This is a genomic window from Fictibacillus sp. FJAT-27399 (assembly GCF_001510655.1).
Taxonomy (GTDB): Bacteria; Bacillota; Bacilli; order Bacillales; family Fictibacillaceae; genus Fictibacillus_C; species Fictibacillus_C marinisediminis.
The window spans coordinates 613,340-638,349 of sequence record NZ_LMVC01000001.1 but is presented as its reverse complement, the minus strand read 5'-3'; the positions used below and the strand labels follow the sequence as shown (position 1 = coordinate 638,349).

General features: G+C 34.4%; 19 protein-coding genes and 2 pseudogenes. 2 read left to right on the top strand and 19 right to left on the bottom strand.

Annotated elements, in window-relative coordinates; all coding sequences use genetic code 11:
• Nucleotides 1-8: 8 nt before the first annotated feature.
• From AR335_RS22890 to AR335_RS24800, 11 genes and pseudogenes are all read right to left on the bottom strand, one after another.
• Nucleotides 9-227, bottom strand: a pseudogene (locus tag AR335_RS22890) (IS110 family transposase); the annotation flags it as partial.
• A gap of 175 nt (nucleotides 228-402) precedes the next feature.
• Complete coding sequence (locus AR335_RS03230) at nucleotides 403-750, bottom strand: VOC family protein (protein ID WP_062231956.1); 348 nt, start codon at nucleotides 748-750, stop codon at nucleotides 403-405.
• 283 nt (nucleotides 751-1,033) lie between these two features.
• Nucleotides 1,034-1,954 (bottom strand): dihydrodipicolinate synthase family protein, encoded by a 921-nt coding sequence (locus AR335_RS03225; RefSeq protein WP_062231954.1) that lies wholly within the window; start codon nucleotides 1,952-1,954, stop codon nucleotides 1,034-1,036.
• Between the two features lie 574 nt (nucleotides 1,955-2,528).
• Complete coding sequence (locus AR335_RS24805) at nucleotides 2,529-2,993, bottom strand: CBO0543 family protein (RefSeq protein ID WP_234293175.1); 465 nt, start codon at nucleotides 2,991-2,993, stop codon at nucleotides 2,529-2,531.
• Nucleotides 2,905-4,095: a DUF2515 domain-containing protein gene (locus AR335_RS03215; protein ID WP_062231952.1), complete on the bottom strand. Its 1,191-nt coding sequence runs from the start codon at nucleotides 4,093-4,095 to the stop codon at nucleotides 2,905-2,907. Before AR335_RS03215 ends, AR335_RS24805 begins: the two co-directional genes overlap by 89 nt.
• Nucleotides 4,096-4,866: 771 nt before the next feature.
• Nucleotides 4,867-5,742, bottom strand: coding sequence for a LysR family transcriptional regulator (locus AR335_RS03210; protein ID WP_062231950.1), 876 nt, complete (start codon nucleotides 5,740-5,742; stop codon nucleotides 4,867-4,869).
• 111 nt (nucleotides 5,743-5,853) lie between these two features.
• Nucleotides 5,854-5,985, bottom strand: a complete 132-nt coding sequence (locus AR335_RS22885) for an ATP-dependent Clp protease proteolytic subunit (protein ID WP_082683329.1) — start codon at nucleotides 5,983-5,985, stop codon at nucleotides 5,854-5,856.
• 1,438 nt (nucleotides 5,986-7,423) lie between these two features.
• Nucleotides 7,424-8,329 (bottom strand): class A beta-lactamase, encoded by a 906-nt coding sequence (gene bla, locus AR335_RS03205; RefSeq protein ID WP_082683352.1) that lies wholly within the window; start codon nucleotides 8,327-8,329, stop codon nucleotides 7,424-7,426.
• A gap of 756 nt (nucleotides 8,330-9,085) precedes the next feature.
• Entirely contained in the window at nucleotides 9,086-10,882 is a 1,797-nt protein-coding gene (locus AR335_RS03200) for a BlaR1 family beta-lactam sensor/signal transducer (RefSeq protein WP_062231946.1), read from the bottom strand.
• On the bottom strand, nucleotides 10,882-11,271 hold the full coding sequence (locus AR335_RS03195) for a BlaI/MecI/CopY family transcriptional regulator (RefSeq protein WP_062231943.1): 390 nt from the start codon (nucleotides 11,269-11,271) through the stop codon (nucleotides 10,882-10,884). Before AR335_RS03195 ends, AR335_RS03200 begins: the two co-directional genes overlap by 1 nt.
• A 257-nt stretch (nucleotides 11,272-11,528) precedes the next feature.
• Nucleotides 11,529-12,316, bottom strand: a pseudogene (locus tag AR335_RS24800) (tyrosine-type recombinase/integrase).
• A 54-nt stretch (nucleotides 12,317-12,370) separates the two neighbouring features.
• Here AR335_RS24800 and AR335_RS03185 point away from each other — a divergent pair.
• Nucleotides 12,371-13,000, top strand: coding sequence for a recombinase family protein (locus AR335_RS03185; RefSeq protein WP_234293172.1), 630 nt, complete (start codon nucleotides 12,371-12,373; stop codon nucleotides 12,998-13,000).
• A 104-nt stretch (nucleotides 13,001-13,104) separates the two neighbouring features.
• Here the strand turns inward: AR335_RS03185 and AR335_RS03180 are convergent, their stop codons facing one another.
• The 7 genes from AR335_RS03180 to AR335_RS03155 all read right to left on the bottom strand — a co-directional run bounded on the left by AR335_RS03180 (nucleotide 13,105) and on the right by AR335_RS03155 (nucleotide 21,018).
• Nucleotides 13,105-13,824 (bottom strand): DUF5131 family protein, encoded by a 720-nt coding sequence (locus AR335_RS03180; RefSeq protein WP_062231942.1) that lies wholly within the window; start codon nucleotides 13,822-13,824, stop codon nucleotides 13,105-13,107.
• A gap of 64 nt (nucleotides 13,825-13,888) precedes the next feature.
• The gene (locus tag AR335_RS03175; protein WP_062231940.1) at nucleotides 13,889-15,034 is read right to left on the bottom strand and encodes a three-Cys-motif partner protein TcmP; all 1,146 of its coding nucleotides are present in this window, start codon (nucleotides 15,032-15,034) and stop codon (nucleotides 13,889-13,891) included.
• A 1,047-nt stretch (nucleotides 15,035-16,081) separates the two neighbouring features.
• A complete protein-coding gene (locus AR335_RS03170; RefSeq protein ID WP_062231939.1) occupies nucleotides 16,082-16,363 on the bottom strand; it encodes an AbrB/MazE/SpoVT family DNA-binding domain-containing protein in 282 nt (93 codons plus the stop codon).
• An 821-nt stretch (nucleotides 16,364-17,184) separates the two neighbouring features.
• Complete coding sequence (locus AR335_RS03165) at nucleotides 17,185-17,544, bottom strand: lecithin retinol acyltransferase family protein (protein ID WP_082683328.1); 360 nt, start codon at nucleotides 17,542-17,544, stop codon at nucleotides 17,185-17,187.
• A gap of 75 nt (nucleotides 17,545-17,619) precedes the next feature.
• On the bottom strand, nucleotides 17,620-17,766 hold the full coding sequence (locus AR335_RS23510; RefSeq protein WP_156418829.1) for a hypothetical protein: 147 nt from the start codon (nucleotides 17,764-17,766) through the stop codon (nucleotides 17,620-17,622).
• An 800-nt stretch (nucleotides 17,767-18,566) separates the two neighbouring features.
• Nucleotides 18,567-19,799: a hypothetical protein gene (locus AR335_RS03160; RefSeq protein ID WP_062231938.1), complete on the bottom strand. Its 1,233-nt coding sequence runs from the start codon at nucleotides 19,797-19,799 to the stop codon at nucleotides 18,567-18,569.
• Between the two features lie 709 nt (nucleotides 19,800-20,508).
• Nucleotides 20,509-21,018: a hypothetical protein gene (locus tag AR335_RS03155; protein ID WP_062231936.1), complete on the bottom strand. Its 510-nt coding sequence runs from the start codon at nucleotides 21,016-21,018 to the stop codon at nucleotides 20,509-20,511.
• 542 nt (nucleotides 21,019-21,560) lie between these two features.
• On the opposite strand from AR335_RS03155, the gene AR335_RS23505 reads away from it, so the two are divergent.
• Nucleotides 21,561-21,707, top strand: a complete 147-nt coding sequence (locus AR335_RS23505; RefSeq protein ID WP_156418828.1) for a hypothetical protein — start codon at nucleotides 21,561-21,563, stop codon at nucleotides 21,705-21,707.
• A 40-nt stretch (nucleotides 21,708-21,747) separates the two neighbouring features.
• Here AR335_RS23505 and AR335_RS03150 read toward each other — a convergent pair whose 3' ends face one another.
• Nucleotides 21,748-24,390, bottom strand: coding sequence for a TrlF family AAA-like ATPase (locus AR335_RS03150; protein WP_062231934.1), 2,643 nt, complete (start codon nucleotides 24,388-24,390; stop codon nucleotides 21,748-21,750).
• Nucleotides 24,391-25,010 lie beyond the last annotated feature (620 nt).

Sequence of the window (25,010 nt, the reverse complement as noted above, 5' to 3'; positions counted from 1 at the left end):
TTTATGGATTAATCCAAATCTAGGAACTGCTCATTTCGTTTTAGTATTGCAAAAATCCAATGTAGGAGTTTATTTACACAAGCTATCATCGCTACTTTTGAGGGTTTTCCTTCATTTCGTTTTCGATCATAATATTCTTTTAGCTTCTTGTTTCGAGTGCTTCTTATTCCACATAATACGGCCATATACAAAGCGTGTCGTAACCGGCTTGAACCTCGGTTTAGTAATATGATTTAGGGGGCTAACAGTTTAGTTGACGAGATCTAACTCCCACGCACCCGTACGTTCTACCCTGGCTACTGAAATAATAGGTCCTATAAAAAAAAGAGCAACCAGTAAAAACTGGTTAACTCCATAATACGAATGCACCCGTTAGCTCAATAGCAAATGAATTACAACTCGCTATTTCTCCCAAAGCTCGACCAGTCGACCTTCTGGATCTTCAATCCAAATAAACTTTCCATATTCACTAATCTCATTTTTCTTTGCAAGAGGTACACCAATATGTTCGAGATGCTTAATAGTCTCGTCTAGATTATGTACTTGGAAATTTAACATCACTTGTTGTTCTGTTGGAAAATAACTGTCATTCTCGGTAAAGAAAGAAAAGATAGTTTCATTTCCTGATTGGGGTTTTATCATAGCCCCATTCCAATTTTCCATATCAATCTTCAACACTTCACTGTACCATTTTTTTACAACTTCAAGATTCTTAGTTCTCCAAAATATTCCTCCAAAACCTTTTATCATCTTATCTAACTCCTGTCCGTCATCAAATTTTCAGCTATTTCCTTTTTCAACATTACTGCTTCGTTCGATTATTAAATTCAGCAAAAAGGTGCGTAATCCTTCTTGGATCAACGCACCCGTTAGTTCAATTGGAAATCTTTTTTTCGGCATAATCCATTCTACACATGGTCCAATCAAAACTTGTTTTTTGATTTTTCCACACAGATTCCAAAAGCTTAATAATAATTCTTACTTCAACATTTCTTTTTAAAAGTTCTCCAAATATTATTGTGTTAAAAACGGTTTAGTTTGACGAAGGTATGGCTTGATTCAATACTTTATCCATACATCGCTGTATTTTTTCCTTCTTTTCAGCACTTAAAGGACGTGAAGGTGCCAATACATCGGTAGAGATCTCGATTCCCCGCATCCGTATGGCTTCTTTAGCTACATTCACAAAAGGAGAATCGAGTTTATATAAAAGGGGAAATGGCGCTAACTTTTTGTGTAATTCAATGGCTTTCCCGTAGTTTCCTTCCTTAAAAGATTGATAGAGGCCAACAGTAAGCTCAGGAATAAAATTGGCAGTTAACGGGATGGCACCGTCCCCGCCAACAGATAATGTATTTAATAAGTGATCATCGTATCCAGAGAGAACCGCAAAATCTTCTTTAAAGGACTTCACCGTTAAGATCATTTCCCTGGTATGCCCCACTGATTCAACCGTTTCTTTAATGCCCACGATATTTGGATGCGATTTCACAAGCTTAAGTACAAATTCTGGTGATAAATCTTGTCCTGTTAATCCAGGGAAATTGTAGAGCAGAATGGGTAAATCAATCGCTTCAGCAATATCGGCATAATGTTGAAAAAGATTCTCCTCCGTAAGTTGCCAATAATAAGGGTTAATGACAACAATACCGTCTGCTCCAGCCTCTTTTGCATGCATACTTAATGAGATGGTTTCTAGTGTGCTTGGAGTACCTGTTCCAATTAGAACGGGGACTCGGCCGTTAACAAACTGAATGGCAAATTCAGTTACAGCTTTTCTTAATTCAACCGTCATCTGGCTGAATTCACCACCTGTCCCTAAAAAGAACAGTCCATCTACTTTTGATTCAATTAAGAAATCAATCAGATTTCCCATACCCTTTTCATCTAGTCGTCCATCTTTATGTAATATGGTTGGAATCGGTGGAATAACACCTTGGAATTTTGCTGACATATGATCTCTCCTTTTTTAAAAATTGATTAATAGTATTAAAGCAGATCTGAGCTATATAAACCTCCTTTCCACCTAAAGGATTTTATAATATCAAACAAGGTTTCAATTCTCTGAATATATCATAACACTTTATCTGAAAAATTAGAATTATATGCCAATGGGAATAACGGACTGTAGTGTCCTTGGTACCGGACTCAATTGTTCTATTGTACGCAAAAAAACAACTAGGATTTACCTGGCTGCTCTTTTACTGATTATTCTTATCTTTTATGTATTTATTTAAGTATACCAAACTACTACGGCTATACATGCTATAGCGCCTGCCACCATGTGCTTAATTTCATTTGCCATCAAGCTATTCAGGTAAATTATGAAAAAACTTGATTTCTAAACAAATGGGGTTGTTTTTGTAGCAATCAAAACGGTTTTACAAAATCCACTTTTTCACTCGAAGCGAGTCATTTGACCGCTGTTGACGTTAGCTCACTATAAACAGAAATTTAGTTAGGTGGTTTAGAAAGGGGATACCTTATAAACTAGATGCAATTCTTTTATTTCGATAACACAGTCGTGGTTATTGAAACCATCGATAAAATTTCCATATAAGGAACATGAAGATGCTGTATCCGAAAAATGAATAAGAATGATGCCACGCTTCGCTATGAGTAAACAATCCTAATTTCTCTCCAAACTGTTCGGAAATACTTATAAAAAGTCCAATTAAAACGATAAATAGAATTCTTAAAAGCTGAGGCAACTTTTTTACGATCCGTAAAAAGAGAGCAGTAAAGATTGGCAATATCAATAATGTAAAGGCAACATTGATGGTAAATACACCTGGGAATGGTCTTGCTGGAAAGGCATACATATGTTTTCCGACAAACAGTAAGTCCAAATACGTTCCTGTGAAAGAAGAGAAAATGATGGTGGCTACAAAAGCTCCTTGATGGCTACTCTTCTTCTGCCTCTTCGCGGAGAAGGACGTTTTTTTTTGCCATAATGGCCAGTTCAATTTTTTCAAGTGTTTTGCAGTATTCATCATAAATTTTCCCATCTGTAGTTTCTCCCTTATCAATTAAGTAGTCAATGATATTCCAGTCTTCAAACCAGTCTCCGCTTTCAGGGTCTTCGTGATTAACATCTTTCCATGCGTATATTAATCGAGGACTGTATAAACGATGTGCCCCTTTTTTTAATTGGCATTTTTTTATCCGCCGTTTATAAAAGGCACGGGAGAATGACTCGTTTACATCATAAAACAAATGCGGCCAGTAGTCTTTTCTCGAACCGGTATGTGGATAATCATGAGCCCAATCGACTACTCCAGATAAGATGTTCTCACGGCAAAACAACAGTGAGTATAATCGCTTGCCCAGCAAAATCCGTTCATGAAGGGAGGTGAAATGCTTCATTGTATCACCGACTAACAATGTTTCTCGTTTGGTCTCATCCTTATAGAATGGAAAAAGAATGTGATTAAAGCGAAAAAAATCATAAAGTTTGAATCCAACGCTATTTAGCACAGTCTTTTTAAAATGGGCTTTTTGAATAACCTTTTTTTCTAAATAGCTTTGTTCATTGATAACAGTAGCAATGGCTAACGTATAGCGGTCGCCCGTCCTCCAAAAATGATTCCACATCGTTTCCATAAACGTTGACACATTGAAAAAAGGTAGAAGATGAAACAGTTTTTTGGATCTTTTCACACTTTGTTCATACAACAAAAATTGTGGATATACATCCAGGAAGATTAACCAGTTCCCTCGTTCCAAAAAAGAAAAGTAGGTGAGTTGATCTTTTTCAGACAATAGTCTCTTATATAACTCCCCTTTTAAATCCGTCATATTCCAACCGCCATTACGCGATACCATATGTCCAAGTAGTGCCCAATGGATTTCTGGGTATCGGAGGTAAAACTGATAATAGGCATGCGTACGTGTCACATTATTTTTATTGCGTTGTCTTGTACATTCTTTAATTTCATGAATTAGCATTTTCTCTTCTTCCGTTAATTCCAACGATTTAACAGAAGCTTGTTTGCTTTTACCTTTTTTCTTTAATTCATGTTTGACATCTAAAAGAAAATATGGAAATGTATGGGAATAACTATTCCATTTCCTTTTCCAATCGTTGTTATGCATCCCTCTTCCTCCCGTTAACATGAATGTTGCTCTTTCAAGGGCGATTAAGTTAATGTGGGGAATACAATAAGATGATCAATTTTTCAATCTATACAAAAGAAATGAATCTTCTACTCTACTAGTAACAAAGGGGCTACTATCATTTTATTACGAACATTAGGAATAAATGATGATCGTTTTTTCAACAACCAAACGTGATTCAGTGCTATTCAGCTTTTTCTTTTGTCGATAGAAATTGTTACCGAGAGATGCAGCCCCCATATCTTGCAAGCTTGGAATGGCACCCTCTAACATGTTAAGTACAAACTGCCGTTTAGTGTACACCATGACCTCAAGGTAATTGTTTAAATATCCTCAAAACAAGAGAATCCGTTCTCTTCTTGTCATGATTCTTCTGGATCCCTAAAAAAAGGAATTCTTAAAAATAAGAATTCCTTTTTTTAGCCATGTTTCAATTAGTCTTTAAAAAATCATGGTTATATATTTCTTCCATTCTATTAAGTTGAGCAAATCGTTCATACTCAATAGGTAATTTTATTTAATGTTCGCAATCCAGTGATCACCGTTTTGAACAAGCCTTGCTTTCCTCCATGTCTCCGTATCCCAAAGCATAATTTACTTTTCCGGGAGTTAGGCTTAGCTTTGTTTACCTTTACATTTACATGCTACGCTTATTTTCATATGAAAAATAAGCGTACTTCCTCCCCCGGTCCCAATAAATATCAAATTTACTTTGATGTGCATCATAAGAAAAGGGCATAATTACGAGAATCATGTGAAATGTTCGTTTAACCATAAGGTCGATGCTGCTATAAATTTTTCGGCAGCTGGCGGAAGATTTTTGAAGGATATCGAACCAATGCCGATGGAGGAAATTGCTCGATCATCTGAAAGGGGTATTTTTTTTACACCATCAGGCAGATTATGTAAAGCGATGTCTGGCAGGATGGCTACACCAAGGGAGTTTTTTACCATCGAGATAACAGCATGTTCATCGTCTAAATGAAAAGCAATTTCAGGAGAAAGTTTATTTGATTTCAAAATGTAATGGATGATTTTAAGGGTAGAATTTTGGACAATCAGCTTCTCTTCATTCAGTGCATTTGTCTTTATAGAATTTTCAGCACCAAGATGGTGGGTTTCCGGCACAACACAGCAAAACGCTTCTCGCTTTAAATGGAGAACCTCCAGATCGGCAGCAGGCAGCATTAAAAAACCGAAATCTACAATCCCCTGTGAAATCCACAGAGAGATTTCCTCCTGTTTCCCCTCCATAATGTCTACTTTTATATGAGGATATTGATCCATGAATTTTTTCAATATTCCAGGAAGCCATACAGCAGAAATAGATGAAAATGTGCCAATCCTAACAGTCCCTATTTCTAGTCCTCTTATTTCCCCAGCCTCCTGAAGCATTTTTTCATTTAAATATAGAATCTCCCTAATATATAACAACATTCGCTCACCGTTTACGGTTAGCCTGATGCCTGCTTTATTACGGGTTAATAAGGAAAACCCCAGCTCTTTTTCCAAGCTGGAAATGGCATGACTTACCCCTGATTGGGAAATATTTAACGATTCACTTGCTTTTGTTAAGCTGCCAAGTTCTACAACTGTATGAAATATTTCATATTTGCCTATCGACAAATTCATCCCTCTTTATATTAGTTTTACTCATAATATAACATAAAAAATGAATTAACTTCATCATATTCCGACAATAAAAGAGACTGTTTGAGCAGTCTCCCTCTTGAAACATCATTTCGGAAAAATGATTTCATCTATAATCCCATACTCTTTAGCCTCTTCAGCACTCATAAAGTAATCCCGGTCAGTATCTTTAGCCACTGCTGTGTTCCTTCGCGTCTTTTGTTTCATCATCTGGTGCATGTTCCGGCTGTTGTTTTGGTCTACGAAGGATTGTTCCTAGAAGTGCCCCAGCTAATACAATCTCTGCAGCATAATTGTTGCAAATTTAAAGGAAGAAAAACCCTATTTTATAAAACTAATGACTAACAAAAAATGATATCTAAATATAAGATCATTTTGTGGTAGCTTCAGGAACCGCATATTTACAAAGTTAAGGAAATTCCAATATTAAAAAAGCCCAATTTCTTAGCATTAATCTTAAGAAATTGGGCTTTTTTTCGTTACTCCATTAAAGCACCCTTAATAAAGTAAGGAAAATAATCGTATTAAACTATTACACGAGGAGGGTAAGAACAAACTCTTCTACGTTCTCGCCACGTGCGTTGGAAAACCCGCTATCATCACCCGAGATTGTAAATCCATATCTCTCCAGAACCTTGAGTGACCCGATGTTGTCCTTAACGGTACGAGCATATAGGGGACGGATTATTTAGAAAGTAACCCGTGAATAAATTGAAATAATCAATTTAAAAAACTTAAATCTCTTAAAATTTGGTGGTCAAAATGTGGTCAATGATTATTCCAAAAAATAAAACTGATCACTAAAACCACAAACAAAAAACCCTTAACACCAATGGTGTCAAGGGTTTTGAATCTTAATACATGGACATATATTGTTCGCGTTCCCAAGGGTGAACTTGTGTGCGGAACATATCTCACCCTTTTTTCCTTTATTAAAATATGCTCAAAATGCTATAAAATCAGCAAATTTAATTTTAAAGTTTTCAAAATATATCTTATCTTTTTAAATAATTTTGGTCATTTTTTGGTCGAGATTTTGGTCCATCACTCTAGGGATCTTCCTGTTAACAAGGAAGGGTATTTCTATCCAAGTTCGAAGAGGTAACAACCTAGACTTTTTATTATGAATGAACTTGCAAATAAATATAAGTCTCCTTATAAAATTCACCAAAGGGCTAAGGACCATTTTTCAGATGAATGATGCCCTTTTCTTCATTCTGCGGAGCGATCACTTTATTCCGCAATCGCACCCTATTATAGAATAAAAAAAAGAGCTGTTATTTGCCCTCTGGATCTTCAACTAAAGCGCCCGATTGTGGAAGATTGAAAATATGAAAGAGCTGCAAATAATCCTCAGTAATTTAACTATAGCACCAGTTAGTTGAACTAGTTTTTCACATTAAGTCCTTTATCATTTTAGTCTCTGCACCCAAATCCAATTACATGATGGGATTTTATTTCTGCATAAACTCCACCCCCGCCTAATGATGGATTACCGTATAAAAGCAAATCCACAAATAAACATCTACACTAGTAATTATTTACAGCCACAGCCTAAAAAAAGACTAATCTTTCTAATGATTGTATATGATTACTGAATGATAAGCATGTTCACTGATGCAATTTAGAATTGTGATGAGTAAATTTACTTATCTGTTCACTTAAGAGCGTTAAGTGCAACCTCTGCAGCTTCTGCGATTAAGTTATTGTCATAGGTGGCATTCTGTGCATCGCGGCTCGATAGAACTGCGATGACAATGGGAGCTCGATTCGGCGGCCAAACAATCGCAATGTCATTCCGTGTTCCATAGCTTCCTGCCCCGCTCTTATCATCGACTTCCCAATCTGTTGGTGCACCAGCCCGTATCAATGCATCTCCAGTGGTATTTCCCCGCATCCAATCCGTCAGGATCGTACGTTTTTCAGTAGGGAGCAAGTCGCTGACCGCGAAAGCCTGGAGGCTGGTAACAAGTGCTTTTGGTGTGCTTGTGTCCCGTTTATCTCCAGGAATAGCTGAGTTCAAATCCGTCTCGTAGCGATCAACTTGGGTAACGTTATCGCCAATCTGCCTCAGTGCAGTTTCAAATCCCGTAGGGCCTCCCAGCTTCTCTAATAAAAGGTTCCCTGCGGTGTTGTCGCTATATCGAACAGCAGCCTCAATAACTTCCCGAAGAGTCATCCCGGTATCTACGTGAAGCTGTGTTACGGGTGAATACGAAACGATGTCCTCGCTGGTGTATTTGACTAACTCGTCGAGTTTATCAATTGAGTAATGCTGCAGCAATGCACCTGCGGCTAGAGCTTTGTAAGTAGATGCGTAAGCGAACCGCTCATTAGGCCGATAGGAGACAATCCGATCTGTACCTGTATCGATAGCGTAGACTCCGAGCCGGGCGTCAAATTTGCTCTCGAGATCTGCAAACTCTCGGTGTATATGGGATGCTGGTGTTTTCGTGACGCCCTTTCCTGGCTTGTCAGAAGGGTTATCGGTGGTCATCGACCAGCCTGCAAGAGGTACAATTACAACCACTAGCACAAGCATGGTAAATATAAAATTATGCATACTGAAAATATTATGTGTTTTCCTCAAAATCTTAACCTCTTTCTATTCATAATAGATGTCCTGAAAATAGAATAAGCGGGTTTAATCATTATGTTTTGATAACACCAATCGGCTATTAACCAGCAGATTCTAAAAAATTGTGTATTACTTGCGGATTCAAATTCATTATTTTTGCAACGAAAAATTTATTCCGTTTACAGCTTATTTATCGTATTCAATATCACTTTTTCATAACCTTATGCTTCCCCGAAATGCTGGAGAAGAATTTCCTCCTTTCATCAATATTGATTACATGTGTAATATTAGATTTTGCATAATACTACATATGTAGTATTTGATTACGTGTATAATACTACACTTGTAATAAAAAGATGTCAATCTTATTTTGTAGTTGACTGTCCTTTTTCATTAAGGTCAAAATATGCCTGAAAAACCCTCTGACTGATGATATTAGCTGCACTGTGCGGCTGAGCATAACCATCGCGATAGGCATTTGGCAAAATAACTGCAATGGCAAACTCAGGCCAAGTCGGAAAATCAGGATAGAAAAATGAACAAAGACCATAAAAAAGGGACCATTCAGTCTTCATCGGATTGGGTTTTTTACTTTATTTTCTTTTGGATTTTTCTCTTCAAAACACATCAGCCTATTCGTTTTAGGATTTTGTGTAAAAGGCAGTTATAAATACTACAATTGTAGTATTTTATCCCGGAAAGTCCCAAAAAGGAAGGGTAATCCTTTCTGGGATTTAATTATTAATATATCTTTTTATAATGCAGGATCTGCTTGGCTATCTCCGCTGCCTTACTTCCCTGGGCTTGACCATCCTTATTTTGAATATTAATGGCAAAATAAAAACGATCATCACCTTTATCGACAAAGCCAATAAACCAGCCATTTACATTTTTCCCATTAACCATACCGGTTCCCGTTTTACCATACAACCGCCCATTCTTTTGCACGTCTATTAAAATGGCCTTTTTTACCGCTTTGATATTATCCGCTTTAAAACCCCATTTATTTTCTTCTAATTGGTATAATAATTGGACTTGTTCAATGGGTGATATTTTTAGGGAAGATTCCATCCAGTAACTATCCAAATTCCCTGAAAGATCCTCATTCCCGTATTTTATCTTGTGAAAATAATCTTGCAGCGGCTTTCTCCCTACCTCTCGATCGGTATTCTGGAAATACCAATTCACGGAACGGCTTAAAGCAGTCGTTAAATTTTGATTTTGATTCCATTCTGGAAAGGGATAAATTTTCCCGTCCCAAACCTGTTTATTGTTATTCGGGGAAACCACTTTAGATTCCAATGCAAATAAGGCAGAATATATTTTATAGGTACTATCAGGAGAAATCCTCTGTTCACTCATCTCTCGATTATATATTTGATATTGGTTTTTAGAGGGATCATATAAAACAAAGCTGCCCTTGGAGCCCTTAAAATAGGAGCTTAGATCTTCATAGACTGCATTCTTCCCGCTAAACTGATACACATCATTTGGTGTGGAAATAACGGTGGTGATTGGAGCAAGGAATAGCACAACAATTCCTAAAACAGCACAGATGACCTTGCTTTTCCATTTCAATAATAGAGAATCTCTAGAGTAACTTGCAATGCACTGGATTCTTTGATTGATTTGTTTTTTTGTCCCACCTATACCTGGAGCATACTGTTCAAGGGGCCGATTATATTTTTTATCTGCAAAACGAATGATGGTATACCCATATTCGATATATCCGCTCTCATCCAAGAGGTTTAAAACGGATGCATCACAGGCCAATTCCCGATCCATTCGAATCCTTTTTAAAGCATACCAGACGACCGGGTTAAACCAATAAATAATCTGAAACAGCCACATGACGTAATTCACGAACAGATCTTTGCTTTTATGATGGTGCAGCTCGTGCAATAACACGTATTTTAATTCATTTAACGAGAACGTTTCTGTCGTTTTGCTTGGTAAAAAAATAAAGGGCTGAAAAATCCCGAACGTGATCGGCGAGGAAATAAGAGAGGTCTCCCTCAACTTTATGTTTCTTTTCACCCCAACCATCTCTTTGCACACTTCTAATAGTTTGTTTACCTTTTGGTTATGAACAGCCACAGCCGACTTTTTGATTTGATAGATTTGATAGTTTGAATAAACAGCAGCCCCAACAAAAAGAACCACTCCAATGACCCAAACTGTAAAAAATGTATGGTAGACGAAATCGGGCGTTGACTTGTTTACCGATATCGTGAAATCATGTAATAAATCGCTGTTTGGCGCCTGAGAGGCAGCCACTCCATTAATCCTTTCACTCTTCAATGGCGCTTCTCTATGAAAAAAAAGTAAGCTTTTAAAATAGTCAGCTCCTTCTTTAAGGCGAAAATAATTCCAAGGTAAAAAGGCAGCAAGGATTGGAATGCAAAGAAAATACCAAATATGATAATGTGCTTTTACTGTCATATGATTGTTTAATAGCTTTTTGATTAACAGAATGATGAAAATAAGGAGGGATACCACGATTGTACTTACTAAAATCCGCAGCAGAATGGTATCCATTATTTCTCCCCTTCTTTCTTATCCCTCATGGACAATATTTTCTTTAACTCCGATATTTCTTCGTTCGATAGCTGATCATTTTCAATAAAATTTAAGACCATTGAATTTAACGTACCGCCGAAAAACTGCTGCAGAAAGGATTTACTTTTTTGCTCAACATAATCGTGCTTTTCAACCAGTGAAGTATATATAAACACTCGCCCATCTTTTCTTGCATGCAAAGCCTTTTTCTTAACAAGGCGTGCCAACATGGTGTGAATGGTATTTGGCTTCCAATCACTCTTATTCGATAATTTCTCCACTACATCAGGAGTCGAAATCGGCTCATAGTTCCATATAACCTTCATCACTTCATATTCTGCTTCTGATATTTGTGGAATCTCCTTCATGATAACTCTCCTACTTTTACAATTGTAGTATTTATTATAGCAGAACGGTACAAAAATATAAAGAATGTTCACTCCTTTAGCCTATGGTAAATAATCTCCCTGTGTGCTTAGGATTTATTCTGATCCCATTCGCCTTATTTAGATATAAAAATAGCCGCCCTATTCACAAGAATTATGCAAGAATATGGCCCGATACAAAAAGACACGCATTTATCTATGCGTAATCGATTTCGATTAAATATTATTTTTAGTAGCTTTCAAAAATATTTACTATAAAAATCATGTCTTAACTTTCCGCTAAGCTGCGCATATATTTTTGTAGTCTCACTCTTGCTCATGACCAAGTAAGCTTTGAATTACTTCAAGAGGTGCTCCGTTGTTGATCATGTGAGTCGCATAACTATGTCGTAATTGATGCGATGAATACTCTTTTTTATTCCCGCACGACTTGAAATACGCTTAATGATATATCTCATAAGGTCGATACTCATACGTCTTTTGGGTCTTCTTTCGGTGATAAACAGGCATGGATCCTCATCGTCTCTTTCGTCTAAGTATCTATTTAGCCAAAAAGAGCGGCGAGTATTGAAGTACACTTCTCTTTCCTTATCACCTTTTCCATGTACAATAACAGAATTTGTGGAGAAGAAAGTATCATCTCGATTGAGTTTTACAACTTACGACAACCGGTAGAATAAATAAATTCAAATAATGCATTTTCCATGGGGATATGGCACGCTTCCCTAAGATGTTCTATTTCAAGTTCTGAAAGGAATTTTGGGATTCTTTTGCCCATCTTCGGTTCCTTTAATTTAGTAGCTGGATTCTTGGAAATGAAACCTTCATCATATGTCCATTTGAAAAGTGATCGAATACAACGAACCCGATGCCCTAGACTAGACGGTTTTAAATGTTCTCCCACTTCAATTAAATAGCTTTTGAGTTTTTCTGTTGTAAATTCATTCATATTAATATCGCCAAAAAATCTTAATAACAGATTATATTGAAAGCCATAGGTTTTTAATGTTCGTACCACCTTCACCATGAATCCTGATTTTGTTAAATACCTTTTGCAGCAGGTCTACTTGGTACGGAATGAATGGATAAAGAGACGCAAACTCTTCTGCCGTACGATAACCTGAACGTAGCTGTGTCGAGTTTTGGTCAAAAGATAAGCGGTTTCGTACGAGTTGTTCAATTGGTTCGTATGTCATTTTTAACGTTTTTTCCGCTGGTTCCGTTTTTTCAAGGATACGACGAAAAGATGTCAGGTCCCAAAGATGATCGACCAGAATTGATCCAAGCATTAAGGATGTTACGAGCTGGGGATAAGTTCGTAGTCTATAAACTGGATCGGTTGGCCAGATCCACCAAGAGGCTGATCGAGATCGCCGATCAGTTGAAAGGGAGAAACATAGAGTTTGTAAGTCTTCAGGATAATTTCGATACGAGTACACCTGCAGGTAAAGCAATGTTTGGTATGCTTTCGGTTCTTGCTGAGTTTGAATGGGACATCATTCGAGAAAGAACGTTGGCTGGACTTTATGCTACACGAGCTCGGGGACGAAAAGGAGGAAGACCAAAAGCCAACGCTCAAAAGTTAAGACAAGCCATCATACTATATAAATCACAAGAGATGACCGTAAAAGAGATTCAGCCTGAAACAGGGATATATCCTTCGACACTATATCGAGCACTCTCTAAAACTTCTAGATGTAGTTATATTTAATAGTAGAAACTTGATTCTTCTCCATAATGGTTAATTATTACTATCACTTACATAAATTATAGCGATACAAAAAAAACCAAAAGAAAAGACCTTTAAAAGGTCTCTTATATAACCGCAACTTCAGGATATTCATCATAGGTTTTTCCTTCAAGTTGACGACCGAACCTATGTTTTTGAACACCACCCCACTGTTTAAAGAAAAAGGCAGTATTTTGATCTTTACACTGATCACGAATGGACGTAACCCATTCTTCGTTCATCGGTCTTGAACCTGGCCCTGATTCGCCACCAACAATTACCCAATGAATACCATTTAATTTTAAATAGTTTAAAGGACCGATTAAAGGTTCACAAGAAAGAAAACGTACATCAGCTGGAACTTTTCTTAAGTCTTTAATACGGTCAACTACTCTTTCGTCCTCGACGCTTACACCAATCCATATGTTAGGTGCCCAAGGTAGTTCCTGTCCTAACTCCGCTAATCGCTCACTTCTTTTCGTTAAAACCTGAAAAGTATGATGAGAAGCTTTAACCATTGTCTCGAATACAGAATAAATGAAAGAATCCGGAACATCTTTATGAAAAAGATCAGACATAGAATTCACAAAAATTCTTTTAGGTTTTTTCCATTCTAAAGGTTTTATGATTAAATCATGATGTAATGTAACGTTAAATCCGTTAACATAGCGGTGGTTTCCCATGGCATGAAGTCTTTTCGCCATCCGGTGAGCATAACAATTACGACAACCTTCTGACACTTTTGTACAACCTGTAACGGGATTCCAAGTAGCTTCTGTCCATTCAATGCTTGAAGAACCAGCCATAAGTATAATCCCTCCTTTATTAAGAAAATTATACCATATCCGACGAACCGGAACAAATGTTCGACTAATTAAAAACTATTATTGAATTTGGTGGATAACTATAAGGTCTACTCCTATTTTTTACTGTTATTAAACCTTTATCTTCTAATAATTTTAATGCTGCAGTTGAATGAACAGATTTCCGGAAGATAGTATCAGTTATAACAAAATCCTTCAACTCATTTGTAAGAACTTCTTTACCACTATACTCATTAAATAGTTCATCAGCCAAAACATTTAAATCTGGTTCATCGAATTCAATAAATTTAAGTTGACTTTTATTTGCTTCATAATCACTAAAGGTATATGCACCAGATCTATCTACTGACCACATAGCATCTTTCATTTTTTCTAAACCACGAATATGACTAGTACCATAGTAAAGAAAATATTCTGTTGCATTTTTTTCATTTTTCAATTCAAATGAAATTACATATTTGTAACCAGCTTTTTTTAACTGTTCCTGATATAAAGAGTGCAGAAAATACCGTCTCTTTTCTGGTGTATAATCATTCATATTTTTTAACATATCAAGCCATCTATCTGTACCAAACAATTTATGATAGTGTTCCTGTAATGATGGGAGTTTAAGAAATCTATTGATATCTTCATACATAAAATTAACAAAAATTTCTGATCCACTATTTTTGTTAAACCTTTCGATAATCTCATAAGGCGTATCTTTAAAACCGAAAGGATCAATAAATGCAAAGGTTGGGGCCATCCTACCATCCATATGGTCTAATAAATGGTTTATTGTATCAATGAACGAATGGTTGTAAAAATAAATTATTATGTTGTTGTATTGTGAAGGCGAATAAGGTGAGTTAATTGTATGATAATTGTCATTGAACAACTCGCAAACTTTTCCTTTGAGATTATTAAATCGTTCTGCGTTTTGTTCAATAAAAATAAAACGGAGTTGTGGTTTATGACTAGGGAATTGCTTCATGTATTCTACAGCTTCTTTTAGAATAATTACTGGTGAACCATCTTCTCCGCCTTCATATTCTCCAGGCCCAGAAAAACCATCTATAAAAATGGCAGGTTTATTGTGATTAATTCCAAGTGTCATTACTCTCATCCAAACCTGTAGGTACTTTCTTAAAAGTTGATGTTTTGCTGCTGTGTGTGGTTGCAATGGCCATAGCATAGGTAATCTTTTTGACATAATTTCACCTCATATTGTAATTTTTATATCCATGAAAAGTACCAACCTTACCGCTAACAGAGACAATCACATCAACCTTCCAATCGAACTCAGCTGCAGACGTTATTGTTCTGCTTCTTCATCTATAAGGAAGTGATCAGCTATGTTGTCGATCATGTTGTTGCCGGTCAAACTATTATTTTGCTTAATACAATCATGAATCCAAATTTTTAAGACATATAGATTCCATTCTTGCATGGATATATCAATCTATATTTTACCAAATTTTTAATAAAATGGTTATAAAATATTCGTAAAATCATTTATTACTTTTATTGAATCAATACTTCACTATTTATTAAAACGTTTTTAATTAATTATCTTCTTTCAAAATGCATCACCTTATTTTATGAATTCATCACTTTTTCCTGAATCACAGAAACCATTTTGGTATTCGTAAATGGGATGTCCTATTCCCTTATTCCACCGTTTCTAAATTAAAAACCAATAGAGTCTACCCTTATGGGACGTTAAGTCAACAAAAAAAAGACTCATTAGAGTCCTACTTATTTTATTCATTTTTGAGTAATATTTAATTCAAATTATTTCTAATATTACTCCTTGTCTTTTCCTTCAAATAAGAATCGATTGTTTTCTTGAATTCTATTATTTCTTTGTTATAATCATTTTTTTAATTTTAGGGAAAAGGTTAACTACTTTACTCTTTTTATTATTTTGCATACCTATTCTCCTTTAGAGGATGATTGTAAATATATAGTATTCTCAATAAAAAAATATGCAAACAAAAAGAGGTCAAATAAATGACCTCAATCTTCAACACTCGTAAGAAGTTTATCTTTCTCGTTTTCTTTTTCTTCAAGCAATGCAGTAATTTCATTTAAATTTGAAATTTTTTGTACCTGTCACTTCTAACCTTATCCTCATCCCAACCCAATGGGTTCTTTATTGTTTGCGGTTTTGGTCTTCCATACGTTCCGTAGTTGCAACCAGAGGCAAGGTCGATTCTTTTATTTGTAAAGTTCTGTCTTAAGCATTTTATTTTCGAGATTATGCGATTTGTAGTTTATCTTTTAATTCTATTATAAGTTTCATTGTTTCTTCACGACTTAACGTGATTTTTCCGTTAGCAAGTGAGATATTGTCATTTAATACCTCCCCAGTTACCATACATGCATTATAGGCTGTATATTTTTTTAGAATGATTTGTTCTCCCTCAACAAAGATTTCGACAGGATCTTTTATTTGAAGATCCTGAGTTCTTCTTAATTCGATTGGTACAACAATACGTCCTAATTCATCTACATTCCGAACAATACCAGTTGATTTCATTTGTTCCCTCCATTTTATAATTATTGACAGTATTTATAATAAAGCAAAAACCTAAAATCCGATAGGTTTTCTCCTAATTTGTAACACGTTCATAAAAGAAGTCGACCATTAATAAAAGAAGTACCCTCACATCATAAAGAAAGGTTCCTCAAATATACCCATTAAGCTATAACTCATAAGCCTTTATGTTTCAATTTTCAATAGAATAATCTTACCAGCAAGGAATATTGACTTAATCCACACAAAAAATTTTCGAGAAAAGTTTGGGCAAATAGTGGGCAATTAGGTGGGCAATTCTTACTTTTCAAACAAATAAAAAAAACTCAACACTAATAGTGTCAAGGGTTTACAGGTTTTAATACAAGCTCATATATTGTTCGCGTTCCCAAGGGTGAACTTGAGTGCGGAACATATCTCACCCTTTTTTTTCTTTTCAAAATATATTCAAATCGCTATAAAATCAGCGTTTATCATATTTGGTTTTTAAAATATTTCATTTCTTTTTAAATTATTTTGGTCCGATTTTGGTCGTGATTTTGGTCCAATATTCTACCTTCCTTAACTATATCATCGAGGAAGCTTAAACAAACTGATAAGGGATAAAATTCATCTACTAATTTCTGGAGGTACTATTGTATTATATCCTGAGAATAATTTTGGTATGGGGATCAGGCATGATTCAATTAAACCTTTTATCTCCAACTTTCTATATTAATAGAATAATCCTTTTGTAGTGAGGAGAACAATAATTCATTTCATCCAGCCAGATAAAGGCAGCCATAATATAAATTAGGCTGCTTTTTTAGTTTTAGATATATATCTTAAATACCGTGTGTAGTACTGCTACCACTTCTACACCAGTTTACAAAATGTTCGCAGTTGTTAAAAAGCAAATTATAATTTGACTCACCAATTCTTGAGTATGCTCTACTTATAATAATTTCTTTTGAATAAGTACATACACTATCACTTACTCTTAATTCTCCACCTCTTCTAAAGGCATCTAAACTATCTACCCTAACTTCACCATTTTGGTAATGGATTACTTGGTCATCTCCAAGATAAATGGCATGGTGAGAATATCCAGGAAATCTTACTCCCCCTGTGACGCTAAGATGGTCAGCTAATTCTAAGTCATCTTCTCTCCACAGTTCCTTCATATCTCTAAGAATGTTCTTCATATCAGGAACTGTTGTATGAGGTTTAGGGGCAGAGTTTATTACGTTTCCCACCGTTTGTACTAATCTATCGATACCTTAAATTGCTTTACCCATAGTAGGATTATGTTCCTTTACTAAATCTTTCATATCTGTCCTAAACTCTTTCCCGACTTCTCTTACTCCTGAGACTAGCTCTTTGTTAGCATCATGCATATCTTCTATAAACCATTTTACATTTTTCAAGAAATCTATTTAACTTCCCCTTCACAGTGTAATTTTACCTATTTTTTCTATTATATGGGATTAATATAGATGAAATAAAGCTTTTTTCACCTAAAGGAATCATTAAATGAAGCTGTAGGACATCAGCCATAAATTCATTATGAATATAAAGAAGTATGGTATTTTACCAAAATGTGACCCCAAGCATTTAAAAAGTACTTTTTTAAGTGCTTGAGGATGCCTGTGGGGGACTTGCCCCCCGAATCTTCCCTGTCAAGGAGGAAGAGCGAATCGGATTATAACAGATCTAGTTGGAAAACTTTGATTTAATAGGCTAATATTTTTTCTATGTAGGATTTAAACAGATGTAATTGGTGGCAATATGATTGGTTTTGCCACCAGGCTTTATATTTAACAGACCTTTCATAAATCAAATATCATTCAATGATTTAGACTTTGGGTAGATACGTATTAACCCTTTCAGCAACTCTTTTCCAACTAAACATTTTTCTTTTAGTGATTCTTGAACATCCATTTCATATTCACCTTTAAATCGATATGATGGGGGGCAGTGATGTGAACGGTTTTCTAGAAACTATCATCCTTTAAAAGTATTTTTAAATTAAAAGAAGACGTTCGTATAATACAGTTTCGAACAATTGTGTATGCAAATGATAAGAGTTCTACCAACTGTATCACTTTTATATAGTTCATAATCAGGGTGCTGTTCAATAAATTTTAAGAATTTTACCTCCATGATGTTTAATTTAGTTAATCCAATCTCTTTCCCATCTTCCTTAGCTGAGATCTGCTAAGTCCCCTCAATCTTTAAATAATTCAAAGTAATTTTCTATTTGATTTCGAAGCCATTGATGGTTATAAACATTTAGCTTAATCAAATTCCCGAAATTTTCCTCTTTAGTATCTTTCTTTAATATCAAGTTATGATAACCTATATTATTATACTTTTCTGCTTCTGATAAAGGTATGTCCTCAAGAAAATCCTCTGCTAGTTTTATATAATTCGGATTACATAAGATCTCTCCATTATATCTAAAATTTTCAACTCTATAAACAACTCTGTCTATAGAGAAAAGATCACTTAAACTATTAACCCCTTTATACATAAGATCTAGATCTTTCATACTTCTGTGCACCCATTGGTTGATTATATACATGTTATTATCTCCATTAAAAGCAACAGTAGGATCGAAGCCAATGGTTAGATTCTCAGGGTCAAAAAGATTAGAAGGAGTTGCAGGGGAATAATCATAAATATCTTTGATTTGGACCTTTTTTTTCGAGATATGATCGAATAATATTGGAGATCCATCTTCCATGTTATATGTATAATGGTGCTCTCTACTCATTTCATTTGTCGAAGAATAAAATGAGCCTTTGATCTCTTCACCGCACATTTGAAATGCGGAAGATTCTAATATAGAAATTGCAAAGACAGGAGAAACCCCTAGTTTTCTAAAAGAGGATGCTCCACAAAGTTTGAAGATCAACTTCAATTCAGCCCTTAAACTGTTGGCTAGTTCAAATAAATTATATTTATTATCTTTAGTAAGATTTACAGCAACACGCTGAATACGATTTTGAATATCAGGGATACTGCTTCCCGATCCAATTACTAAACAGGTATTATTTGGTACTTCATAAACATTGCAACCCAAACCTGCTTCTCCTCGAATTTGAAAAGTAATATTTTTTTTTGTATTTGGCTCAACTAAAACACCAATAGCCCCCAAAATTTGATTTGATTGACCGGGTATAATCTCTAAACATGACTGTAAAGCAATCTTTAAAGGCCCTTCAGAATCAAGAACGTTATCAATGGTTATATCTTCCTTTATATTTTCTATAGCCTCTAAAGCCATTTTCCAATGATTGACGTTTCCTGCTAAAAAAATAGCCATATTGTTGTTAATTTTTCTGAATTTATTCATCGCATCTACTTGTTGGATTCCAGATAAACCAGAATTAGTTACTCGAAAGTCATTAATAAATACTGCTTTATTGTCTAATTTGTACATAACTGCAATTGTCATTTTATCCCTCCAAAAATATTAGTAAATATTTTATTGTTCAATAGACTAATTGGTAAATAATCTATCGATTTTAAGTTTCTGACAAATCATTAATACATTTGATATTTCTTAAATCGAAATTTCAATCGCAGCTTCTACCACCTTATTAATTACATTTTTCACTTTAAGAGGTAGATCACCAGTTTATCATATCGGCTAAAGGCATTCTGTATAATCCTTATCATAACTATTCCTCCATAGATTTTCTAAGGACGATCACCACATCAATCGGAAAAAACACATGGAAAAGTGTTTTGTTTTATTTGATTGATTGCTTGATTAATGTGTTGTTTTGCTTGTGAAATGTTGTTTGATTTTTGGTAGTCAACAAATGTTCATCTAATAAAACAGCACCTTCCACATTAACTGGAATGGTGCTGTAGCTGTTTTTCAGAAAAAACCTCATTTACTTATGGTAAGGCTCACCTGAGTTAATTCTAAACCGATAATAGATTACATAAATTTATATCACTTTCACTTCTTCAAATATTTAAATCGTTAGTTAAGAAAATAAACTCACTAATATATACTTTTGACGCTAAGTTATGACTCCCTTCAAAGCCTTGATAATACTGCAATAGAAAAACAGCATCAAAACTCCTAAGTTATGACACTCAAAAAATATAAAAAAAGCCGAATTTAATCGGCATTTCAAGGAAGATTAATCTGATTATTTTACTATTTGTTTAACAGACTTTTGGGCAATCATCTGAGTACCTTTTTTTAGTAATTCTGGATTCTTTGTAAAAACAAAGAGACCAGCACCTATACCTACAACGGCAACACCAGCCACTAATCTTCCAAACTTAAGTCCGTGTTCTTTATTATCTTTGGATTCTTTTTGTAATCGATTAAGTATATCATCTATTTTTTTATCAATTCTCTCTTTTTCCTCAAAAGTAGTTGCTTTTTCAGATTCTTTCCTTAAATCTTCGACAAGCCATTTTAGCGTTTGTGAGTATGTATCACTTGCAGACTCATGTATTTTAGTAATATTGCCTAATCCATCAACAAAGGTTTTATACGTTGTATTGTTTTCTTTTACAAATTCTTTAAAAACATCTTTACCGAATTCACCTTTGATCTGCATTTCAATTAATTTATTCATGTTATCACTTGTTAGATTATCAGGATTCATTCCTAAATCTATTATTTTTTCAACTAATTGTTCTCTCTCCATTCAAAACCCCTCAATCTATTTTTATTCAAATTTTACCAGTTATATATAAATAGTTATATCCACATCCTAATAAATACTGTTTATGTACCATAATTCTTAGGTTATGACACTTTCATTGAATTATAAATTCATTTGAAAAACCAATAATAAATTCCTAACTCAAGAGATAAATATAACAACTCCAGATTATTACTTATTAAATTTCTCTTTCATGTGCCATTCCAAAAATTCCTTTTTTTGGTGGAGAAAATTTCGGATATTTTAATTTCTTATTTTCATAAGGTTTTAGTAGGTCATGTAAGGCTGGTAAGAGTTTCAAATGGAATCTCTAAACTTATGAGTGGATCTGAAATTGTATAACCTTCAACATTTTGCTTTTCCGGATCCAACTAGAACCAAAATCCTCTGCTCATCGCAGCAAAGGATTTTTTTCTTCTAAATAGTATTATATAAACTTAATTATACTCTAAGTCCTTCTCATTTACCTTTAAGTGCATGGTAAAATAAAGAGATAGTATAAGCAATTGGAGGTAACGCAGAAGATGACTCCTCAAACTGAAAAGACTGAATTAAACAAAACAAAAGATTTAGGAAAAGAAACTCAGAGGAGAAGCTTGTTAGAAACACTCACAGGAATCAAATTATGGAAAGATGATGCATTTATGCTAGCATTACCATTACCTGCTTAGCACGCCCCCCCATTTGTGATGGAGGGTTCATTTTTAACGTTTATTTAAATTGATACCTTTTTTCCCTTTGTTCAAATGCTCTCTGGCCACCTTCTAATCGCAATAAATTTTTCCTGTATTTTGTATTTTCAATAGTTAAGTGGGAAAAGGTTGTTTTTCTATCTTCACCTATGCCTAGAAAATGAATTAATTCTGCATCTCCATTGATTACAAAATTTGCATTATGAGTGGCAAAGATGATTTGTCGTTTTAATTTACTTTCTTTTATCATTTCAACTAGATAATCAGCAATTAAACTACTATCAAGATGTGCTTCAGGCTCATCAATAATAATGGGATTGTTTCCTAGTAGTAAAAGTACCACTATGGCTGCCGTACATCTTTGCCCAAAAGATGTATTTTCTAAAGGCTTTCCGTCATAATACACCTTTATCATCTTAAACTGTTCAACGTCAGAATAGACTTTTGCTATTAACAGTTTGTATACCTCAAAATTACTTTCATCTGAGAAAACTTGGTATAGTGATTTGTAAGTTTTTGTTTTGTTACCAACTTTGGCTAATGCTTCAAGGAACTTTTTTTGTTCCGAAACTTCCTTAGGATCACAACAAAAAAGGTACTTTTTAATATCGTTTGTTCTTAGGCTATTGAACATTTCATTTGTAGTAAACTTTTCCTTAACTCTTTCTAAAAAGATACTGTTCGCCATCTCATCATTAAACTGATATTTTAATTCAATGGTCTTTACATGTTCATTTAGTTTTAATAAACTTTGATTCAGCATAGTTAGCATTTCTGAGATTTTTTCTTCATACTTTATTTGGAGTTCCTCATTGTGCTGAAATTCTCTAATTTCATTTGCTATAACCATTGTGTCTTCTTCAATGCCTTTGATTAATCGACTAAATCGATTAATATTTTGATTAGCTTCTGATATGTCCTTTAAGTTTTCTCCCGATAAACCTCTTTCTTCTAGGAAATCACTTAATTCTTTACGAGCATGTGTTAATTGTCTTTCCAATGAACTTTCGTGTTGTTTAATCCGTTCATAACTATCTTTTGTTTTAATATCCATGAACTTCTGTGAAATAATGCCTATAATGCTCTTATAGTGCTCATCATATAGATTTAAAGTTTTAACATTAGTGTTATATTTTTTTAATACTGTCTCTAAATCTTTAACGATGTTACTTAGCCGCTTTTTAGAGGAAGAGATAGTCTGTAATTCTTCATCAATTGATTGAATGTTCTTTGTAATTGAAGTGTAACGGTTATCTTCAAGAGAAGAAACCAGTTTCTTGTTAGTAATCAGCTCCTTTGAACAATCCGCTTTTTTCTTTTTCAATGCCGAAAGATTTTGTTGATACTTAATGATTTCTTCAATTCGGTTTAGATGAAGAGAGAGTGTTTCAGAGTGTTCCTCCAATTCATTTGATTCATCTAGTTTATTTAATCTTGAAAAGATAGCCTTGGTAAATTTCCCATGATCTAAAGCAAATTCTTCAATTTCATTTTGACTTAGAAACTCAATATACTTTTCATCATCATCATCATCAATTTTGACATAATCTTTGAGCTTTTTATCCCCATCCATGGATAAAGTATGTTTTTCAAAAAAACGGTTTTGTAAAGGTAGAAGCTTCTCGTGAATAAGGTTAAGAACGGTACTCTTTCCACTGCCTCTTCCCCCAATGATACAAGTTAAATTAGGACTGAAGTATAACTCGTTACTGCCAGTTAAACAAAACTCCTCCTCTCCTAACCTTGTTTCTTGTGGAAAATCAATAGTCACCTTATCAATTCGATAAATAGGATCTATAGGAACGCTTCCTCCTAAATGAACTCTATTTTTCGGCTCAAATATTATTTGCTTTAATCCTTCGAAAGTTGGATCTGCTTTAATAAATGTGTACTTTTCTCCAGTATATTCTGAATGTGAATCAGAGCAGTGTATACAAGGTTTGTTAAATACCTCCAAATAAAACTCTTTACTCTTTAGATTAGATTTACTTAAAGAAGGTAGTTCGCAAACGTCAATATACTTTGTCATTAAATTAGTTTTTAAATAATTAAAAGTGTTTAAAATTTCATCTTCAGAAGGATTAAGCTGAGAATGAGTTAATCCCCCATCAAAACCATTCGATTTCGAGCCGTTATGTACAACAGTAATACCACCCATTTCTCTTGCCAAATCACAAGCAGTCTCAAAGTTAACATTTATCGACAACAAACCTTTATCATAATTCCCCTCTCCTGCAGCACGTATATTACTATCTGTACATGAGAGTTTACTTAGAAATTCAGACTTTAAAAAGGCTGTATCAACTTTCTCCTGATAGCCATCTTTTTGTATGTATTGTGGAAACAGAGCTATAAGATGAATCGGTTTATTTCCTTTGTCAGTTTTTAGCTCCATTCCTGGGATAAAATTTATATAATCATTATAATTATATGTTTTTCCATCTTTTTCAAACGTTGACTCATACAATTTCCATGCTTCATCCAGCGCTTCCACATTCGAGTGGTCAGTGATTGCTATTACCGAAATTTCTTTCTCAATTGCTTTCTTAAAAATATCTTCAACTGAAAGTTTGGCTGAAGTTTCTTTTGAATGTTTAGAGTGGATGTGTAAATCCCATTTTCGCCAAGACGATCCAACAGGATTTCCATATAATTTTTTCACTTCAGTTCCCCCATTTCCCCATAAAAAAAACCTTACTACTATTGTAGCAAGTCACAGACAAATTTCCATATTTTTCTTCAATTAATCGTCTAATTTATCAAATAATTCATTTTGATTAATTTTATGATAGCACTGAAAACAAATACTAATTTTATTTTTATTTTTTTTATTTTGAACTTCATAAATATATTTATCCCACCCATTACACAAAAAGCACTTTTTCTGTTCATCGTTTACTTTTTCATTTGTGAACCAGGGGTTATAAGACACATATTTACCTCCATTCATTTGTTATCTAAATTTTATTTATTATTTATAAATTTATTCAAAAGTGTTTTCAAAATGAACGTTATGTATACGTACACACCCCATACATTTTTCCATATCCAACGATTTTTTAAAGTGTTGGTGAATAAAAAAGACCCTCAACCAAAAAAGTTGAGAGCCTTAAAACGTTAATAATTAACGTTTTGAGAACTCCTTCCAGTGGTAATCTTTCATTTATATTTAAACTAAAAGTTACGTATGGATTGACGTGAACAGCAAAGACTCGACGAAGCAGGCAGTATCGGAGGAAAAGTTTAGTACGAAGGAACCCAAAAGGCTCCTCCTTATCTTAT

Coding starts and splice junctions, on each gene's coding strand:
- AR335_RS24805 (WP_234293175.1), bottom strand. CDS start 2,993: ATGAATACTGCAAAACACTTGAAAAAATTGAACTGGCCATTATGGCAA.
- AR335_RS03165 (WP_082683328.1), bottom strand. CDS start 17,544: ATGAAGAACATTCTTAGAGATATGAAGGAACTGTGGAGAGAAGATGAC.
- AR335_RS03175 (WP_062231940.1), bottom strand. CDS start 15,034: ATGTCAAAAAGATTACCTATGCTATGGCCATTGCAACCACACACAGCA.
- AR335_RS03195 (WP_062231943.1), bottom strand. CDS start 11,271: ATGAAGGAGATTCCACAAATATCAGAAGCAGAATATGAAGTGATGAAG.
- AR335_RS03180 (WP_062231942.1), bottom strand. CDS start 13,824: ATGGCTGGTTCTTCAAGCATTGAATGGACAGAAGCTACTTGGAATCCC.
- AR335_RS03155 (WP_062231936.1), bottom strand. CDS start 21,018: ATGGAGAGAGAACAATTAGTTGAAAAAATAATAGATTTAGGAATGAAT.
- AR335_RS03185 (WP_234293172.1), top strand. CDS start 12,371: ATGGATAAAGAGACGCAAACTCTTCTGCCGTACGATAACCTGAACGTA.
- AR335_RS03225 (WP_062231954.1), bottom strand. CDS start 1,954: ATGTCAGCAAAATTCCAAGGTGTTATTCCACCGATTCCAACCATATTA.
- AR335_RS03160 (WP_062231938.1), bottom strand. CDS start 19,799: ATGACAATTGCAGTTATGTACAAATTAGACAATAAAGCAGTATTTATT.
- bla (WP_082683352.1), bottom strand. CDS start 8,329: ATGCATAATTTTATATTTACCATGCTTGTGCTAGTGGTTGTAATTGTA.
- AR335_RS03230 (WP_062231956.1), bottom strand. CDS start 750: ATGATAAAAGGTTTTGGAGGAATATTTTGGAGAACTAAGAATCTTGAA.
- AR335_RS03215 (WP_062231952.1), bottom strand. CDS start 4,095: ATGCATAACAACGATTGGAAAAGGAAATGGAATAGTTATTCCCATACA.
- AR335_RS23505 (WP_156418828.1), top strand. CDS start 21,561: ATGACTCCTCAAACTGAAAAGACTGAATTAAACAAAACAAAAGATTTA.
- AR335_RS03170 (WP_062231939.1), bottom strand. CDS start 16,363: ATGAAATCAACTGGTATTGTTCGGAATGTAGATGAATTAGGACGTATT.
- AR335_RS22885 (WP_082683329.1), bottom strand. CDS start 5,985: ATGCACCAGATGATGAAACAAAAGACGCGAAGGAACACAGCAGTGGCT.
- AR335_RS03200 (WP_062231946.1), bottom strand. CDS start 10,882: ATGGATACCATTCTGCTGCGGATTTTAGTAAGTACAATCGTGGTATCC.